Genomic DNA, 16,991 nt, shown 5'->3' on the forward strand with positions numbered 1-16,991 from the left:
TCCCTGCTCCCGCCGGTCCGCTCAGACCGTCCGGGCCTGGGCGACCCGCGCCTCGGCGTCGGCGTGCACCCGCTTCTCTACGAGGAAGGACATCACCGGTACCACGCCTCCCAGGACCATGACGACGAGCCGCCCGACGGTCCAGCGCATCTTCGACCAGAGGTCGACCACGGTCACCAGGTACACGACGTAGATCCAGCCGTGCGCGTACGGGATCCAGGTCACGTACCGCATGATGTCGTCGTCGACCTTGAACACGTATTTCATGGCCATCTCGACCACCAGCACGAGCAGCATCACGCCTGTCACGTAGGCCATCACGCGGTACCGCTTGAGGGCGCCCTGAGCAGCGCGGATGATCTTCTCGCGTGCCGCGACGGCTGCCTCGGTGGGTGCCGCCGAGGCAGCGGTCGGGTCTGAGGGGGACGTCATCTGAAACCTTCCGGTTATTCTCTGGCCCGCTGTCGGTGCCAGACCCTAATGTTAATGACCGTGCGTTCCCTTCCCCTCACCGACCTCGGCCGACCTCCGCTCACCTCACCCGGCGCCTTCCTCGCATGGCAGTCCCGCCGCCAGATCGACGTGCTCTCCATGTCGGTCTTCCTCGGGATCCTCACCTTCCTGTCGCAGGCGGTGACACCCTTCGTCCTCGGGCGAGCCCTCGACGAAGGGTTGCAGCAGGGCTTGAGCACGGCGCTGCTCGGATGGGCCGCGATCATGCTCGGCGCCGGTGTCGTGCAGGTGGTCGCCGGCGGCATCGGGCACCGCTACGACGTGCAGAACTGGCTCCGCGCAGCCTTCGCCGTCTCGCAGCTCGTGGGCGACAAGATCAGCCGCAGCGGCGACGCCGTCACCGAGGACATCCCGACGGGTGAGGTCGTCTCGACCGTCGCGACAGACTCCGGCCGGGTGGGCGAGTTCTACTTCAACCTCGCGCGCTTCGTCGGATCGGTCGTCGCGTACGCGGTCGTCGCCGTGCTCATGCTCACGACCTCGCTCCAGCTGGGGCTGGTCGTGGTCGTCGGGCTGCCGGCTGTCGCCGCGATCCTCGGGCTCCTGGTCAAGCCGCTCCAGGCCCGCCAGGCTGCCCAGCGCGAGGCCTCGGGCCGGCTCACCACCCTCGGTGCGGACACAGTCTCCGGGCTGCGCATCCTGCGCGGGATCGGCGGCGAGGGCGCCTTCACCGACAGGTACCGCGCCCAGTCCCAGCGGGTCCGCCAGGCTGCGGTCCGCGTCGCCACGACGCAGTCCTACCTCGACGCGCTCCAGGTGCTGCTGCCCGGGCTGTTCGTCGCGCTCGTGCTGTGGCTCAGCGCCACGAAGGCCATCGAGGGCGAGATCACCGCGGGTCAGCTCGTGACCTTCTACGGCTACGCGGCCTTCCTCACGTGGCCGATGCAGAACCTCACGCAGACCCTGCAGATCACCACCCGGGCCTTCGTGTCGGTCCGAAAGATCATCACGGTGCTCAAGGTCGAGGCGGCTGCAGGTGCTGGCACAGCGACCGACGAGGCCCCCGCCACGACCGAGCCGCTGCACGACGTCACGACAGGCGTCACGCTCGAGCCGGGGCGGATCGTCGCCCTCGTGAGCGCCGACCCCGACGACTCCGCGAAGGTCGCGACCCGCATGGGCCGCTTCAACGACGACCTCGAGGCCAGCACCCCGGTGCTCCTCGGCGACGTACCGCTGCGCGACGTCGACAAGACGGCACTCCGCGACCGCGTGGTCGTGGCCGAGGCCACGTCGCACCTGTTCTCCGGTGTGCTCCGCGACGAGCTCGACGTGCGGGACCGCGCGACCGACGACGAGATCTACGCGGCGCTCACGGTCGCCGACGCCCACGACGTCCTCGAGTCCACCCCGGGTGGCCTCACGGGCGAGCTCCCTGAGAAGGGCCGCTCGCTCTCCGGCGGGCAGCGTCAGCGTGTCGCTCTGGCCCGTGCCCTGCTCACCGAGGCCGAGTACCTGCTGCTCGTCGAGCCGACGAGCGCCGTCGACGCGCACACCGAGGCGCGCATCGCCGAGCGGCTCGTCGCCGCCCGGGCGGGTCGCTCGACCCTCGTGGTCACCGCCAGCCCGCTCGTGCTCGACCACGTCGACGAGATCCTCGTCCTGCACGAGGACGAGGTGATCGTCCGCGGCTCGCACCGTGAGCTGCTCGACGGCGTCGGCCCCGAGTACGACCACTACAGGTCGGTCGTCGGCCGGTCGCTGGCCGAAGAGCCCGCGTCTGAGGAGCACGCAGCCGAAGAGCCCACGTCCGGCGAGGCCTCGCCTGCCGACAGCACGTCCACCAGCACGACCACCGACGACTCCACCCAGGAGGTGACCCGATGACCAGCACGACGCTCCCGATCGCCGACGGCACGACAGTCCGGCGGCACACCGCGATGCTGCTGCGCCAGAACAAGGGCCCCCTCGCCGGGGTCGTCAGCCTGCACACCGTCGCGGCCCTCGTCGGCCTCGTCGGCCCGCTGCTCCTCGGACGGCTGGTCGACGAGGTCACGAACGGCGCGACACAGTCCTTCGTCAACAACACCGTCCTGTTCCTCGTGGTCGCCGTCGTCGCGCAGAGCATCGTCATCCGCTTCGCCCAGCGCAACGCGATGATCTTCGGCGAGACGGTGTTCGCCGACCTCCGCGAAGACTTCCTCGCGACGGTCACCGAGCTCCCGCTCTCGACCGTCGAGCGCTCCGGGACGGGTGACCTCGTCGGTCGCACGACCAACGACGTCGACCGCATCCAGCACTCCGTCCGCTTCGGCGTGCCGCGGATCCTCGTGGCGAGCGTGACGATCCTCCTGACGATCGTCGCGGCCTTCGTCACGGCGCCGCTCGTGGCGATCGCGATGCTCGTCGGCTTCCCGATCATCTTCTTCATCGGTCGCTGGTACCTCGCCCGCGCGACGCCCGCCTACCAGCGGGAGTCGGCCGCGTACGCGACCCTCAACGGCACCATCACGGAGTCGGTCGAGGGCACCCGGACCGTGGACGCGCTCGGCCTCGGCCAGCGTCGCCGCGACAAGGTCCGCAAGGACCTCCAGGAGGCCTTCGCCGCCGAGAAGAAGACCCTGAACCTGCGCACGGTGCTCATCCCGGGCATGGACGCCGCCTTCGTCATCGGGCCGATCGCCGTGCTCCTGTGGGGCGCGTACCTGCTCGAGCAGGGTCACGTCACCCTCGGTGCCGTCACCACAGTCGTGCTCTACTCGACCCAGCTGGTCGGCCCCGTGTGGGAGCTCATCTTCTGGCTCGACGAGATCCAGGTCGCGGCGGCCTCGCTCGCCCGCATCATCGGGGTCGGGCTCGTCGAGCGCGACCGTGAACAGGGCGAGCGGGTGCCGACCGACGAGCACATCGTCGCGACAGGGGTCGAGTACGCGTACAGGCCAGGGCACAACGTGCTGCACGGGATCGACCTCGACCTCGCCGTCGGCGAGCGGCTCGCCGTCGTCGGCCCGTCGGGTGCCGGCAAGTCGACGCTCGGCCGCATGCTCGCCGGCATCCACCCTCCCACCGGAGGATCGGTGCGGGTCGGCGGTGTGCCGCTCGTCGAGCTGCCGCTCGAAGACCTGCGCAGCCACGTCGCGCTCGTCACCCAGGAGCACCACGTGTTCGTCGGGACCCTCGCCGAGAACCTGCGGCTGGCCGACGCCGGCGCGGACGACGCGAAGCTCCTCGAGGCGCTCGCCGCCGTCGACGCGAAGTCGTGGGTCGAGGCCCTCGACCTCGGGCTCGAGACGGAGGTCGGCTCGGGCGGTCACGTGCTCACCCCCGCGCAGGCGCAGCAGGTCGCTCTCGCGCGGCTCGTGCTGCTCGACCCGCACACGTTGATCCTCGACGAGGCGACCAGCCTGCTCGACCCACGGGCGGCCCGGCACCTCGAGCGCTCGCTCAACGCCGTGCTCACTGGCCGGACCGTCGTCGCGATCGCCCACCGCCTGCACACCGCGCACGACGCCGACAGGGTCGCCGTGGTCGACGGCGGGCTCATCACCGAGATCGGGCCGCACGACGAGCTCGTCGCGGCCGACGGCGAGTACGCACGGCTCTGGCACAGCTGGCAGCAGGCGTAGCTGGCTGCGCGGACGACGAGCACTGCTCGCTCGTCAGAGCCGCGAGCAGTCGCGGCAGGAGCACGAGCACGAGCACGAGCACGAGCACGAGCACGAGCACGAGCAGCATGGTCTGAGGGCCGTCCCGGGGAATCCTGGGGCGGCCCTCAGGGCTTTCCCAGGGTCGTCTGGGTTACTTGAAGGGTCAGTCATTTCCGCCGCACCCCTCACGACGGGACTCCCCCCATGAAGAAGAAGCTCATCATCGCGGTCATCGCTCTGGTCGTGGTCGTCGCCGCAGTTGTCGGCGGCACCGCGCTCTACGCCAAGATCGAGAACGACAAGGCCCCCGAAGAGCTCGGCCTCTCGACCCCGACGGCCTCGGCCAGCACCGGGACAGGCGAGACCGCCGACCCGGCCGACCTCGCGGGAGCCTGGACCATCGCCGACGGCTCGCAGGCCGGCTACCGCGTGGACGAGGTCCTCAACGGTCAGGACGTCACTGTCGTCGGTCGCACCGAGGACGTCGACGGCACCCTCACCATCGACGGCACCGAGCTCAGCGCCGCCGACATCACCGTCTCCATGACCACCGTCGCGACCGACAACAGCAACCGCGACAGCCAGTTCCTGGACATCCTCAAGACCGCCGAGAACCCCACCTCGACCTTCACGCTGACCGAGCCCGTCGACATCTCGGCAGTGAGCTCGGGCGTCGCGTCGATCGAGGCTGTCGGCGACCTCACGATCGCCGGCGTCACCAAGAGCGTCACGGTCGCCCTCGAGGCGCAGACCACCGCCGACGGCGTCGAGGTCTCGGGCACCATCCCGGTCACCTTCTCCGACTTCGGCGTGGACGCCCCCGACCTCGGGTTCGTCAAGGTCGAGGACAGCGGGACCGTCGAGATGCTGCTGCAGCTCACGAAGTAGCAGGTGCCGGAGCAACGGCTCACGAGGTAGCAGCACACGACGTCATGAGCCGCAGGACGACGGCCCGGGCTGGCGCACAGCGTCGACCCGGGCCGTCGTGCGCAGTGGGACGCGTCTTCTGACTGCGGCAGGCTTCCGTCCGCGTCAGGCGTCCACCGACGTCAGGCTGCTGGCTACGTCAGGCTTCTGACTCGGCGCGGGCGAGCGCTCCGAAGGGGTCTTCGTCTGCGCTCTTCTCCTCGCCACGGGTCTCGTCCCGGACCAGCCGCAGCCAGAGCAGCACGGCGAAGCCGCCGAAGATCCACCACTGCAGCGCGTAGAACAGGTTCTGCAGGTTCAGCCCGTCGCCGCCCTCGATGCTGGGCCGGTCCAGCAGGACGATCGCATCGGCCTGGGACGGCTGCGAGGACGACACCACGAGATACCCGGAGTAGATCGGTCCGCCCCAGACGTTGGCGAGCGAGGCCGAGCTGATCGAGTCGGTCCGGCCGGGCACCGACGACCCCTGCCCCAGGGCTTCGGAGGCCTGCAGGTACCCCGCGAGCCGGACCGTGCCGGCTGGCTCGGCGAGGACCGACGCGTCGACCTCGGGGTCGGTGCCGTCGGTGGTCGCCGGGACCCAGCCTCGCACCACGGGCAGGACCGGAGCACCGGAGAGGTCCGCCCACGAGGCGCCACCGGTCCCGTCCTCGGAGACCCGCATCGCGGTGAGCACCAAGAACCCGGCCTCGCCGTCGTGCGCGCGACCCTCGACGAGCATCTGCGTGCCGGGTACGTACTCACCCTCGACCCACGCCTGGCGACCCACGAGGTCGCCGGGGAAGGTCGACTGCGGCTCGAGGAGCGCCCCGAGCCCTTCTGGCCCCTGGTTCTGCGCCTCGGCCGCGGCCTGCCTGTCGGCGAGGTCGCCGCGCTCGTGCGCGCGGTCCAGCTGCCACACGCCGAGGCGTGCGCAGACTGCGGCAGCGAGCAGGAAGAGGAGGAGCAGCCCGATCATCCGCGGTCGCAGCGCGACCGAGACCATCGAGGGTCGCACAGGGGGGTCGGACGGGTTCGGCACGCGCCCAGGCTACCTCGCGCCCCTGGGAGGGCTGAGCACAGCTACCCCCGGCGCCGCAGCGCTGCCCCGGCGAGCGCGACGCAGCCGGCGCACCAGGCGACCAGCACGAGCAGCGGACCTGTCTCGATCGTGAAGGTCGACCCTGCCAGCCCAGCCCTGACCAGCTGGGCCATCGGCTCGATCGGCAGCACGGCGTGGACCGACGCGAGCCAGGACGGGAACTGCTCGGCCGGCACCGAGACCGGCGAGAAGAGCAGGATGACGAAGACGACGAGCTGGGTGAAGAGCATCGCGAGCGACGGCGGCAGCAGCGCTGCGACCGTGTAGCCGATCGCCGCAGCCGTGAGCGAGACGAGCAGGGCCGCAGGCAGCACCCACCACGAGACGTCGAGCGAGATGTCGTAGCGCAGCACCCCGACGAAGACCGCGAGCACGGTGCCGGGCAGCGCCACGAGGGTCCACACGGTGAGGTCGGCCGCGAGGAAGACCAGCCGCGGGACCGGGAGCGTCATGAGCCACTGCGCGCTGCCCTCGGTCTTGGCCTGGGCGAGCATCTGCGGCGCCATGACCAGACCGATGACGATCAGCGTGATGGTCGGCGCCCCGGTGGCGAGGTAGAGCGCGGCGTCACCCTCGAGGTCGCCCATGAGGATGCCGAAGCCGAGCACGGTCCCCACGGCGAGGGCTCCCTGCACGACGACGAGGAGCGGCAGGTAGACAGACTGGCGTCGGAGCTGCCACTGGGTGAGCAGACCGTACTGCTGCAGGACGGTGGTCATCGGAGGGTTCCTTCGGTGGTGTCGGCATCGTGCCCGGCAGGGACGGGTGCGTGGGTCTCGGCGGCGTCCGCGTGGGTCCCGCCGGGTGAGCCGGTCTCGCCGGCAGCGCCGACGAGCTCGACGTAGACGTCTTCGAGCGACGCCGGCGTGACGGAGTAGCGGTCGAGGTCGCCGCGGTCGACGGCGTCCTGCGCCCAGGCGACGGCCTCTGCGGCGCGCGCCGCGGGCACGGACGCGCGGGCACGCAGCCCGTCGTGGCCTGTCTCGGTCGCGCACGGCGGCCACGCCACGGTCCGCCCCGGCGGGAGGTCGACGTCGAGCTGGAGCGTGGAGCGCAACGGGTGGGTCAGCTCGGCGACGGTCCCGTGGGCGATCACCCGTCCCCGGTCGAGGATGACGAGGTCGTCGACCGCGTGCTCGGCCTCGCGCACGTTGTGGGTCACGAGCAGGACCCCGGCGCCGTCGTCGGCCAGCGCCTTGATCTGGGTCCACAGGAGACGACGCCGGACGGGGTCCACGTCGTTGGTGGGTTCGTCGAGGATCACCAGACGCCCGGGGACGACGGCCGTCATCGCGAAGGCGGTGAGCCTGGCGACTCCCCCGGAGACCTTGTGCGCCGGGGTCGAGGCCCACTGACCGAGGTCGAGCGCCTCGATGAGACCGTCCGTCCGTCGGGCGACGTCGCGCCTCGAACCGCCCCGGATCCGGCCGACCAGCTCGATCGCCGTGCGCGGGGTGAGCCCGGTGATGGGGACGTTCGCCTGAGCCTGGACGCTGATCTCCCGGCGGCTGCGCTCGGGGTGCGCGACGACGTCGTGGCCGACCACCCGGAGCGAGCCGGAGTCGGGCAGCAGGAGCCCTGCCACCTGGTTCACCAGGGTGGTCTTGCCTGCGCCGTTGTGGCCGAGCAGACCGACGACGGCCCCCTCGGGCACGGTCAGGCTGACGCCGTCGTTGGCGCGCAGGGGCCGCCTGCCTCCGAAGGTCTTGGTGACGTCGGCGACGTCGAGTGCGGGTACAGCGGTCATGATCGTCCTCTCGTGGGGATCCAGGTCGAATACCTTTCGGTATCCGAAATACCGATGCGTATGTACCGGACCGTATCAGAGTCGGGTACTGCTGGGTATCTCTCTGTAGACTCATCAGATGGCATCCCACGAGACCCCGCGCAGGCGCACGTCCCAGCGCTCGCCCTCCGACGGCGACACAGGCTGGCGCACAGGCAAGGGCACGGGGAAGAAGGCGCCCGCCGACGACTCCTCCTCGAGGTCAGGCAGCCAGAACCCAGCGGTCGCCCTCGCCGCGCAGGCTCTCGCCGAGGCCACGGCCGCCCTCGGCGAGGCGCTCCGCTCGGCGACCTCTGACGCCGTCGGGGCCGTCGAGGGCGACCTCGCGCAGACCTTGCGCTCAGCCGCCGCGAACGTCGAGAACGTCGCGTCGAAGTTCACCCGACGCTCGAACCGGTCCGACCGCACCCGGGCCGACCTGCTCGCGGCAGCCGTCGACCTCTTCGCGAGCCGTGGGTACGGGGCCACGTCGGTCGAAGACGTCGCAGCAGCCGCCGGCTACACCAAGGGAGCCGTCTACTCCCGCTTCCCGTCGAAGTCCGACCTCTTCCTCGGGATCTTCCGGGAGCACCTCGACCGTGCGCCGGGCGACCCCGGTCCTCTCGACATGCCCGCCCAGGCCCCGAGCAGCGAGGAGCACCTTGCGCTGCTGCGCGAGTCGCGGACGGACCCGCGCCTCACGCTCAGCTCCGAGCTGGCGACCTTCGGGCTGCGCAACCCCGAGCACCGGGCCGAGGCAGGCGCGCTCTACGCCCGACTGCTCGACGAGTCGGTCGACGCACTGCTGGCCGAGGAGGGCCGGCTCGCCGACGAGGCCGGAGCCCCCCGACCTGCGGGCACTCCTGAGGAGCGCAGGGCAGCCCGCGAGCGCCTGCTGGTCGCGAGCGCGGTCACCCACCACCTGAGCATGCTCAACGCGCTCGGTGTCGCGGGTGTCGACGACGAGACCTGGTTGCGCCTGGTCCGTGGGGTGTGGCCCGTGCAGGGACCAAGGTCCGGTACCGAGAACACCGGCGGGACCTCCGGTGACGGAACTCACGGCACAGACGAAAGCCGCTAGCACGGACCGAACTCCCGATCTCACACCAAAGACCTAGTGCGCGCAGACCGCGGATGCGGTTACATGAAAGCGTTCACCCATCACTTCGGTTGGAGATCGTCATGACACGTTCTGCTCTTGGTGGTACACCCCACGCAGAGGTCCGGTCCTCCTCGTCCGACGCCTGGCGCGCGCGACCCGACACGCCTCTCGACGACGAGACGCTCGAGCGCATCCACGGGTGGTGGCGTGCTGCCAACTACCTGTCCATCGGTCAGATCTACCTGCTGTCCAACCCCCTCATGCGCACCGAGCTGACCCGCGACGACGTCAAGCCGCGCCTCCTCGGCCACTGGGGCACGACCCCCGGTCTGAACTTCCTCTACGCCCACCTCAACCGCGCGATCGCCGAGCGCGGTCTCTCGACGATGTACATCACCGGACCGGGCCACGGAGGGCCAGGCCTCGTCGCCAACTCCTACCTCGAGGGCACGTACACCGAGACGTACCCCGACATCACCCAGGACGACGAGGGCCTGCGCCGCCTGTTCCGCCAGTTCTCGTTCCCCGGTGGCATCCCGAGCCACGTGGCTCCCGAGACCCCCGGGTCGATCCACGAGGGCGGCGAGCTCGGCTACGCGCTGTCGCACGCCTACGGTGCGGCCTTCGACAACCCCGACCTGCTGGTCGCGACGGTCGTCGGAGACGGCGAGGCCGAGACCGGCCCGCTCGCCACGAGCTGGCACTCCAACAAGTTCGTCAACCCGGCCCAGGACGGTGTCGTCCTGCCGATCCTGCACCTCAACGGCTACAAGATCGCCAACCCGACGGTGCTCGCGCGGATCTCCGACGACGAGCTCGAGTCGCTCATGGTCGGCTACGGGCACAAGCCCTACGTCTTCGTCGGAGGCTTCGACGACGAAGACCCGGTGTCGATCCACCGCCGCTTCGCCGAGCTGCTCGACGAGGCCCTCGACGACATCGTCGAGATCAAGGCCCGTGCCGCGGGTGGGGACACCGCCCGTCCGATGTGGCCGATGATCGTCTTCCGTACCCCCAAGGGCTGGACCTGTCCGCCCGAGATCGACGGCAAGAAGACCGAGGGCTCGTGGCGCGCCCACCAGGTGCCGCTCGCCTCGGCCCGGGACACGCCCGAGCACCTCGAGGTGCTGCGCGGCTGGATGCAGTCCTACAAGGCCGAGGAGCTCTTCGACGACAGCGGTCGGCTCGTCGCCGACGTCGCCTCCCTCGCCCCGGAGGGCGAGCTGCGGATGAGCGCGAACCCGCACACCAACGGCGGTCTGCTGCTCAAGGACCTGCGCCTGCCCGACTTCCGCGACTTCGCGGTCGACGTCCCCACCCCGGGCGGATCGATCAGCGAGGCGACCCGTGTGCTCGGCCAGTGGCTCACCGAGGTGGTGCGGCTCAACCCGGAGAACTTCCGCATCTTCGGGCCTGACGAGACGGCCTCCAACCGTCTCCAGCCGGTCTTCGACGTCACCGACAAGCAGTGGAACGCCGCGACGATCCCCGACGACCTCGACGACCACCTCGCACGCGCCGGGCGCGTCATGGAGATGCTCTCCGAGCACCAGTGCCAGGGCTGGCTCGAGGGTTACCTGCTCACGGGCCGCCACGGGCTGTTCAACTGCTACGAGGCGTTCATCCACATCATCGACTCGATGTTCAACCAGCACGCCAAGTGGCTGAAGATCACCCGCGAGATCCCGTGGCGCCAGCCGATGGCCTCGCTCAACTACCTGCTGTCGAGCCACGTGTGGCGCCAGGACCACAACGGCTTCTCGCACCAGGACCCGGGCTTCATCGACCACGTGGTGAACAAGAAGGCCGAGGTCGTCCGCGTCTACCTGCCGCCGGACGCCAACACCCTGCTCTCGACCTACGACCACTGCCTGCGCAGCCGCGACTACGTCAACGTGGTCGTGGCGGGCAAGCAGCCGGCCCCGAACTTCCTCTCGATGGACGAGGCCGTCGCGCACTGCACGCGCGGCCTGGGCATCTGGGACTGGGCTGGCAGCGAGGTCGCCGGGGAGGACCCCGACGTCGTGCTCGGCTGCGCGGGCGACGTCCCGACCCTCGAGGTCCTCGCGGCGGCAGACCTGCTCCGCCAGCACCTGCCCGAGCTCAAGGTCCGTGTGGTCAACGTCGTCGACCTCATGCGCCTGCAGGACGAGAAGGAGCACCCGCACGGGCTCTCCGACCGCGACTTCGACACCCTCTTCACGACCACCAAGCCTGTCGTGTTCGCCTACCACGGCTACCCGTGGCTCATCCACCGCCTCACCTACCGCCGCGCCGGGCACAGCAACATCCACGTGCGCGGCTACAAGGAAGAGGGCACCACGACCACACCGTTCGACATGGTCATGCTCAACGACCTCGACCGGTTCCACCTCGTCATGGACGTCATCGACCAGGTCCCGCACCTGGGCAGCCGGGCCGCCGTGCTCCGGCAGGAGATGTCCGACGCGCGCCTGCGGGCGCGGCAGTACACCCGAGACCACGGGGAAGACCTCCCCGAGGTCCGCGACTGGGTGTGGCCCGACGCGGGCGACACCGCGACCCAGGTGGGCGGGCCACAGGCCGCCACCGTTTCCACTGGAGGCGACAACGAGTGAGCTCCTCCGCTCGCAGCATCTTCATCACGTCCCCCGAGGGTGAGACCGGCAAGTCCACGGTCGCCCTCGGGGTTCTCGACCTCCTCACGCGCCGCGTGCAGCGGGTCGGTGTGTTCCGTCCGGTCACCCGGACGGGGCACACCGCCCGCGGCGCGGCCGCGTCGGCCGAGGGGGCAGAGCGCGACTACGTCGTCGAGCTGCTCCTGGCCCACGACGGCGTCGACCTCACCTACGAGGAGTGCGTCGGCGTCACGTACGACGACCTGCACGAAGACCCCGAGGCGGCGCTGTCGCAGATCGTCACGAAGTATCACGAGGTCGAGAAGAAGTGCGACCTCGTGGTGATCGTCGGGACCGACTACACCGACGTCACAGGGCCGACCGAGCTGGCCTTCAACGCCCGGATCGCCGCGAACCTCGGCGCCCCCGTGCTGCTCGTTCTCTCGGGCAAGGACCGCTCCCCCTCCGGGATCCGGCAGATGAGCGAGGTCTCGGTCTCCGAGCTCCAGTCCAACCACGCGCAGGTCATCGGCGTGGTCGCGAACCGTTGCTTCCCCGACGACCTCGAGGCCATCCGCGCCGAGTTCGCCGGTGAGACGCTGCCTGTCTGGACCATGCCGGACGATCCCTTCCTCGTCGCGCCGACAGTCGGACAGCTCATGGGAGCCGTCGGCGGTCGCCTGCTCCTGGGCGAGGAGGCGCTCCTCGGCCGCGAGGTGCTCGACGTCCTCGTCGGTGCCATGAACTTCGAGAACCTGCTCGACAGGCTCGCCGACGGCGCCGTGGTCATCACCCCCGGTGACCGCACCGACGTGCTGCTCGGTCTCCTCACCGCGCAGACCGCCAAGAACTTCCCGTCGCTCGCCGGCATCATCCTCAACGGCGGGTTCCTGCCGCCCGACGCCGTGAGTCGTCTCATCGCGGACCTCGACCCGAGCGTCCCGATCATCCAGACGGACCTCGGGACCTTCCGCTCGGCGAGCGCCGCAGCCTCTGCCCGCGGCCGCGTCACCAAGGACTCCCAGCGCAAGGTCGACACGGCCCTCGCCCTCTTCGAGCAGAACGTCGACGCAGCCTCGCTGCTCGCGAGCCTCGACGTCGAGCGCCCCGAGGTCGTCACGCCGCTGATGTTCGAGTACGAGCTTCTCAACCGGGCGCGGGCCGACCGCAAGCACATCGTGCTGCCCGAGGGCACCGACGACCGCATCCTGCGGGCGGCCTCGACGCTGCTCCAGCGCCAGGTCGCGCACCTGACGATCCTCGGCGACGAAGAGTCGATCCGGGCCCGCGCCGTCGAGCTCGGCCTCGACATCTCCGAGGCGAAGGTCATCGACCCGCACACCGGCGACCTGCACGAAGAGTTCGCCCAGGCGTACACGGTCATGCGCGCCCACAAGGGCATGACCGTCGACCGGGCCCGCGAGATCGTCAGCTCGGTCTCGTACTTCGGCACCATGATGGTCCAGCTCGGCTACGCCGACGGCATGGTCTCGGGCGCTGCCCACACGACAGCGCACACCATCCGCCCGGCCTTCGAGATCATCAAGACCGTCCCGAACGTCTCGGTCGTCTCGTCGGTGTTCATCATGTGCCTCGAAGACCGCGTCCTCGTCTACGGCGACTGCGCCGTCAACCCGGACCCGACGGCGGAGCAGCTCGCCGACATCGCGATCTCCTCGGCCGCGACTGCCCTGCAGTTCGGCGTCGAGCCCCGTATCGCGATGCTCTCCTACTCGACGGGCGAGTCCGGCTCGGGCGCGGACGTCGACAAGGTGCGCGCCGCCACGGCCCTCGTCCGCGAGCGCCGCCCGGACCTCTTCGTCGAGGGCCCGATCCAGTACGACGCGGCGGTCGACGCCTCCGTCGCCGCCTCGAAGATGCCCGACTCGGCCGTCGCCGGCCGCGCCACGGTCTTCGTGTTCCCCGACCTCAACACCGGGAACAACACGTACAAGGCCGTGCAGCGCTCGGCCGGGGCGATCGCCGTCGGACCTGTCCTGCAGGGTCTGCGGATGCCCGTCAACGACCTGTCCCGCGGGGCGCTCGTGCAGGACATCGTCAACACCGTCGCGATCACCGCGATCCAGGCGCAGGCGCTCTCGGCCGAGAAGGCCCGCGCCGCCGAGGAGGCGGCAGCCGCCGCACCGACCACCGAGCCCACCCCGGGCTCCCACGAGGCTGGAGCACCCACAGCATGAACCCGACGTCAGACGAGCGCCCCCGCGCCACCTCGAGCGTCCTCGTCATCAACGCCGGCTCCTCGTCGGTGAAGTACCAGCTGGTCGACCCCGCCGGCGGTGAGGCGATCGCCTCGGGCATCGTCGAGAAGATCGGCTCGTCCGAGGGCTCGGTCTCGCACAAGTTCGAGGGCACCAAGACCCAGCGCACGGTCGACGTGCCCGACCACGGTGCCGCGCTGCGCGTCGTGCTCGACCTCTTCTCCGAGATCGGCCCGAGCCTGGCCGACGCGAACGTCGTCGCCGTCGGGCACCGTGTCGTCCAGGGCGGCAGCCTGTTCTCGGGCCCCGTCGTGATCGACGACGCGATCGTCGAGGACATCCGCGGTCTCATCCCGCTCGCGCCCCTGCACAACCCTGGGCACGTGCGCGGCATCGAGGTCGCCCGTGCGCTGTTCCCGGACGTCCCGCACGTGGCCGTCTTCGACACCGCGTTCTTCCAGACGCTCCCCGAGGCCGCGTACACCTACGCGATCGACGCCGACGTGGCCCGCGAGCACGGTGTGCGCCGCTACGGCTTCCACGGCACCAGCCACGAGTACGTGTCCAAGGAGGTAGCGCGGGTCCTCGACCGTCCCCTCGAAGACCTCAACACCATCGTGCTGCACCTCGGCAACGGCGCGTCGGCGTCGGCCGTGCGCGGTGGGGTGGCCGTCGAGACCTCGATGGGTCTCACGCCCCTCGAGGGTCTGGTCATGGGCACCCGCTCGGGAGACATCGACCCGGCGATCGTCTTCCACCTGCACCGCAACGCTGGCATGTCGATCGACGAGATCGACGACCTGCTCAACAAGCGGTCGGGCATCCTCGGTCTTGCCGGAGACAACGACTTCCGCACCCTGCACGAGCTCGTCGCAGCAGGTCACGAGGGCGCTCGCCTGGCCCTCGACGTGTACGTGCACAGGCTGAAGAAGTACATCGGCTCGTACCTCGCGGTCCTCGGCCGGGTCGACGTCATCGCCTTCACGGCCGGTGTCGGCGAGAACGACGAGATCGTGCGTCGCCTCGTGATGCGCGGTCTCACAGACCTCGGCATCGAGATCGACGAGGTCGTCAACGACGTCCGCTCCCCCGAGGCGCGGACCATCTCGCCCGAGGGCACGAAGATCCGCGTGATGATCGTCCCGACGAACGAAGAGCTCGCGATCGCCCGCCAGAGCCTCGAGATCGTCGGCGCGCAGGGCTGAGCACAGCCCTGGCACGACGACAAGACGTCAGGTGCGCACCTTCTCGGGGGTGCGCACCTGACGTCGTCCTGGGGGTAGACCCTGCTCAGGCTGTCAGGTCCTCAGGCAGTCAGCACCACGAGGCTCCAGCACAGAGGACAGTCAGTACAGAGGACCGTCAGCACAGCGGGTCATCAGCACGACGGACCATCAGCACAGCGGACCATCAGCACAGCGGGCTCGGGGCTGCGGCGACCGGACCTGGTCGTCAGCAGGGCAGGTCGGCCGACTTGTCGACGACACGTCCCGCAGCCTGCGACCGGTTGCTCACCACGACCTGGACAGGCACCGGTGCGGTGTGCGGACGTCCGAGCGCCCAGTAGTCCCAGCCGGCTGCCCGGAACCTGTCGGCGTCGAGGGCGTTGCGGGTGTCGACCACCGTGCGGGTCCGGACCTGCTCTCCCATCTGCGCGGGGTCCGCGGTCCGGAACTCCTGCCACTCGGTCAGCAGGACGGTGACCTCCGCGCCCACGAGCGCCTGGTCGAGGCTCGCCGCGTACTCCAGGTCGGGGTACACCCTGTGCGCGTTGACCGACGCCTCGGGGTCGTAGACCGAGACGATCGCCCCCTCGAGGTAGAGCATCCGGGCGACGTCGAGCGCCGGGGCGTCGCGGACGTCGTCGGAGTCGGGCTTGAAGGCCGCACCGAGGGCTGCGACCCTCACCCCCATGAGGTCTCCGCCGGCGACCTGCCGGATGAGCGCGACGGTCCGCAGGCGCCTGCGGACGTTGATCGCGTCGACCTCGCCGAGGAAGGCGACGGCCTCCCCGATCCCGAGCTCTTCAGCACGGTGCTTGAAGGAGCGGATGTCCTTGGGCAGGCACCCGCCGCCAAAACCGAGACCGGGCTTGAGGAACTTGGAGCCGATGCGCTCGTCGAGACCGAGCGCCTCTGCCAGCTGGACGACGTCGGCCCCGGTCGCCTCGCACACCTCGGACATCGCGTTGATGTACGAGATCTTCGTGGCGAGGAAGGAGTTGGCCGCAGACTTCACGAGCTCGGCTGTCGCGAGGTCCGTGACGATGAGCGGTGTGCCCTCGGTGAGGATCGGCTCGAAGGCCGCCCGAAGACGGTCTTCGGCCCACGGAGACGTGACGCCGAAGACGAGCCTGTCCGGGTGCAGGGTGTCCTGGACCGCGAAGCCCTCGCGCAGGAACTCGGGGTTCCAGGCGACCTCGAGCTCGGCTCCCAGGGGTGAGATCTCCTGGACCAGGGTGGTGAGGCGCTCGGCTGTGCCGATCGGCACCGTCGACTTCCCGACGAGCAGCACCTTGCGGGTGATGCGGCGGGCGAGCTCGGTGAAGGCCGAGTCGACGAACCGCAGGTCCGCCGCCTCCGAGCCCATCTGCTGGGGTGTGCCGACGCACACGAAGTGCACGTCGCCGAACTCCGCGGCCTGGTCGAGGTCTGTCGTGAAGCGCAGCCGACCGCTCGCGAGAGCCTCGTCGAGCTTCTCGGGCAGGCCGGGCTCGAAGAACGGCACCGTGCCCTCGTTGAGCAGGTCGACCTTGCGCTGGTCGATGTCGACTCCGAGGACCTCGAAGCCGAGGTAGGCCATGGCGACGGCGTGGGTGGCACCGAGGTATCCCGTACCGATCACGGTGAGGCGGGGGGCACGCTCGGGGCTGGGCGAGGCAGGGGGGAGGGTAGACATGATGAGCTCCGATTTCTGTGGGCACCGCTGACTGCTGGGGAGGGTGGGACGGGCTCAGGGACGGCGGGCGGCTTCTCTCTGCGGGCTCTGCATCTCTGCGGTGCCGCTGGCTGGGACGGGTCAGGCTGACCTGAGCATGCCGATGGCGGCGTGCCAGGGCGCAGCCGGCCCGTGCCCGTCGCTGCGGGCACCGAGGGCACTGCTGGCTGCTGGGGGGAGGGAGAGAGATCTGGGGTCGGCGGAGCTGCCGGGGGGGGGAGGGAGGGAGGGTGAGGGTCTGTGGTCGGGACAGATCGGTGGCC

The 16,991-nt window shown here is 70.1% G+C and carries 12 protein-coding genes; 7 read left to right on the top strand and 5 right to left on the bottom strand.

The window, feature by feature from the left end; all coding sequences use genetic code 11:
* Positions 1–21: 21 nt before the first annotated feature.
* On the bottom strand, positions 22–432 hold the full coding sequence (locus SANBI_RS14035) for a DUF3817 domain-containing protein (protein WP_179912185.1): 411 nt from the start codon (positions 430–432) through the stop codon (positions 22–24).
* 54 nt (positions 433–486) lie between these two features.
* Between SANBI_RS14035 and SANBI_RS14040 the strand changes: the two genes are divergently transcribed.
* From SANBI_RS14040 to SANBI_RS14050, 3 genes are all read left to right on the top strand, one after another.
* The gene (locus SANBI_RS14040; protein WP_319156086.1) at positions 487–2,340 is read left to right on the top strand and encodes an ABC transporter ATP-binding protein; all 1,854 of its coding nucleotides are present in this window, start codon (positions 487–489) and stop codon (positions 2,338–2,340) included.
* A complete protein-coding gene (locus SANBI_RS14045) occupies positions 2,337–4,079 on the top strand; it encodes an ABC transporter ATP-binding protein (RefSeq protein ID WP_319156088.1) in 1,743 nt (580 codons plus the stop codon). Before SANBI_RS14040 ends, SANBI_RS14045 begins: the two co-directional genes overlap by 4 nt.
* Before the next feature lie 225 nt (positions 4,080–4,304).
* Positions 4,305–4,988, top strand: a complete 684-nt coding sequence (locus tag SANBI_RS14050; RefSeq protein WP_319156090.1) for a YceI family protein — start codon at positions 4,305–4,307, stop codon at positions 4,986–4,988.
* 178 nt (positions 4,989–5,166) lie between these two features.
* On the opposite strand, the gene SANBI_RS14055 is transcribed toward SANBI_RS14050, so the two are convergent.
* From SANBI_RS14055 to SANBI_RS14065, 3 genes are read right to left on the bottom strand one after another with little or no spacing between them, the layout of a single operon-like run.
* Entirely contained in the window at positions 5,167–6,048 is an 882-nt protein-coding gene (locus SANBI_RS14055) for an SURF1 family protein (protein WP_319156093.1), read from the bottom strand.
* Between the two features lie 41 nt (positions 6,049–6,089).
* On the bottom strand, positions 6,090–6,827 hold the full coding sequence (locus SANBI_RS14060) for an ABC transporter permease (protein WP_319156095.1): 738 nt from the start codon (positions 6,825–6,827) through the stop codon (positions 6,090–6,092).
* A complete protein-coding gene (locus SANBI_RS14065) occupies positions 6,824–7,855 on the bottom strand; it encodes an ABC transporter ATP-binding protein (protein WP_319156097.1) in 1,032 nt (343 codons plus the stop codon). The genes SANBI_RS14060 and SANBI_RS14065 overlap by 4 nt, the downstream gene beginning before the upstream one ends.
* A gap of 118 nt (positions 7,856–7,973) precedes the next feature.
* On the opposite strand from SANBI_RS14065, the gene SANBI_RS14070 reads away from it, so the two are divergent.
* The 4 genes from SANBI_RS14070 to SANBI_RS14085 all read left to right on the top strand — a co-directional run bounded on the left by SANBI_RS14070 (position 7,974) and on the right by SANBI_RS14085 (position 14,996).
* The gene (locus SANBI_RS14070) at positions 7,974–8,954 is read left to right on the top strand and encodes a TetR/AcrR family transcriptional regulator (RefSeq protein WP_319156099.1); all 981 of its coding nucleotides are present in this window, start codon (positions 7,974–7,976) and stop codon (positions 8,952–8,954) included.
* Between the two features lie 101 nt (positions 8,955–9,055).
* A complete protein-coding gene (locus SANBI_RS14075) occupies positions 9,056–11,572 on the top strand; it encodes a phosphoketolase family protein (RefSeq protein WP_319156101.1) in 2,517 nt (838 codons plus the stop codon).
* Positions 11,569–13,770, top strand: coding sequence for a phosphate acetyltransferase (gene pta, locus SANBI_RS14080; protein WP_319156103.1), 2,202 nt, complete (start codon positions 11,569–11,571; stop codon positions 13,768–13,770). Before SANBI_RS14075 ends, pta begins: the two co-directional genes overlap by 4 nt.
* Entirely contained in the window at positions 13,767–14,996 is a 1,230-nt protein-coding gene (locus SANBI_RS14085; protein WP_319156106.1) for an acetate/propionate family kinase, read from the top strand. Before pta ends, SANBI_RS14085 begins: the two co-directional genes overlap by 4 nt.
* Before the next feature lie 247 nt (positions 14,997–15,243).
* Here SANBI_RS14085 and SANBI_RS14090 read toward each other — a convergent pair whose 3' ends face one another.
* Complete coding sequence (locus SANBI_RS14090; protein ID WP_319156108.1) at positions 15,244–16,689, bottom strand: UDP-glucose dehydrogenase family protein; 1,446 nt, start codon at positions 16,687–16,689, stop codon at positions 15,244–15,246.
* Positions 16,690–16,991: the final 302 nt, after the last annotated feature.

Source organism: Sanguibacter biliveldensis (assembly GCF_033798665.1).
GTDB lineage: Bacteria > Actinomycetota > Actinomycetes > Actinomycetales > Cellulomonadaceae > Sanguibacter > Sanguibacter inulinus.

Coding starts and splice junctions, on each gene's coding strand:
- SANBI_RS14035 (WP_179912185.1), bottom strand. CDS start 432: ATGACGTCCCCCTCAGACCCGACCGCTGCCTCGGCGGCACCCACCGAG.
- SANBI_RS14090 (WP_319156108.1), bottom strand. CDS start 16,689: ATGTCTACCCTCCCCCCTGCCTCGCCCAGCCCCGAGCGTGCCCCCCGC.
- SANBI_RS14085 (WP_319156106.1), top strand. CDS start 13,767: ATGAACCCGACGTCAGACGAGCGCCCCCGCGCCACCTCGAGCGTCCTC.
- SANBI_RS14060 (WP_319156095.1), bottom strand. CDS start 6,827: ATGACCACCGTCCTGCAGCAGTACGGTCTGCTCACCCAGTGGCAGCTC.
- SANBI_RS14050 (WP_319156090.1), top strand. CDS start 4,305: ATGAAGAAGAAGCTCATCATCGCGGTCATCGCTCTGGTCGTGGTCGTC.
- SANBI_RS14075 (WP_319156101.1), top strand. CDS start 9,056: ATGACACGTTCTGCTCTTGGTGGTACACCCCACGCAGAGGTCCGGTCC.
- SANBI_RS14045 (WP_319156088.1), top strand. CDS start 2,337: ATGACCAGCACGACGCTCCCGATCGCCGACGGCACGACAGTCCGGCGG.
- SANBI_RS14040 (WP_319156086.1), top strand. CDS start 487: ATGACCGTGCGTTCCCTTCCCCTCACCGACCTCGGCCGACCTCCGCTC.
- SANBI_RS14065 (WP_319156097.1), bottom strand. CDS start 7,855: ATGACCGCTGTACCCGCACTCGACGTCGCCGACGTCACCAAGACCTTC.
- SANBI_RS14070 (WP_319156099.1), top strand. CDS start 7,974: ATGGCATCCCACGAGACCCCGCGCAGGCGCACGTCCCAGCGCTCGCCC.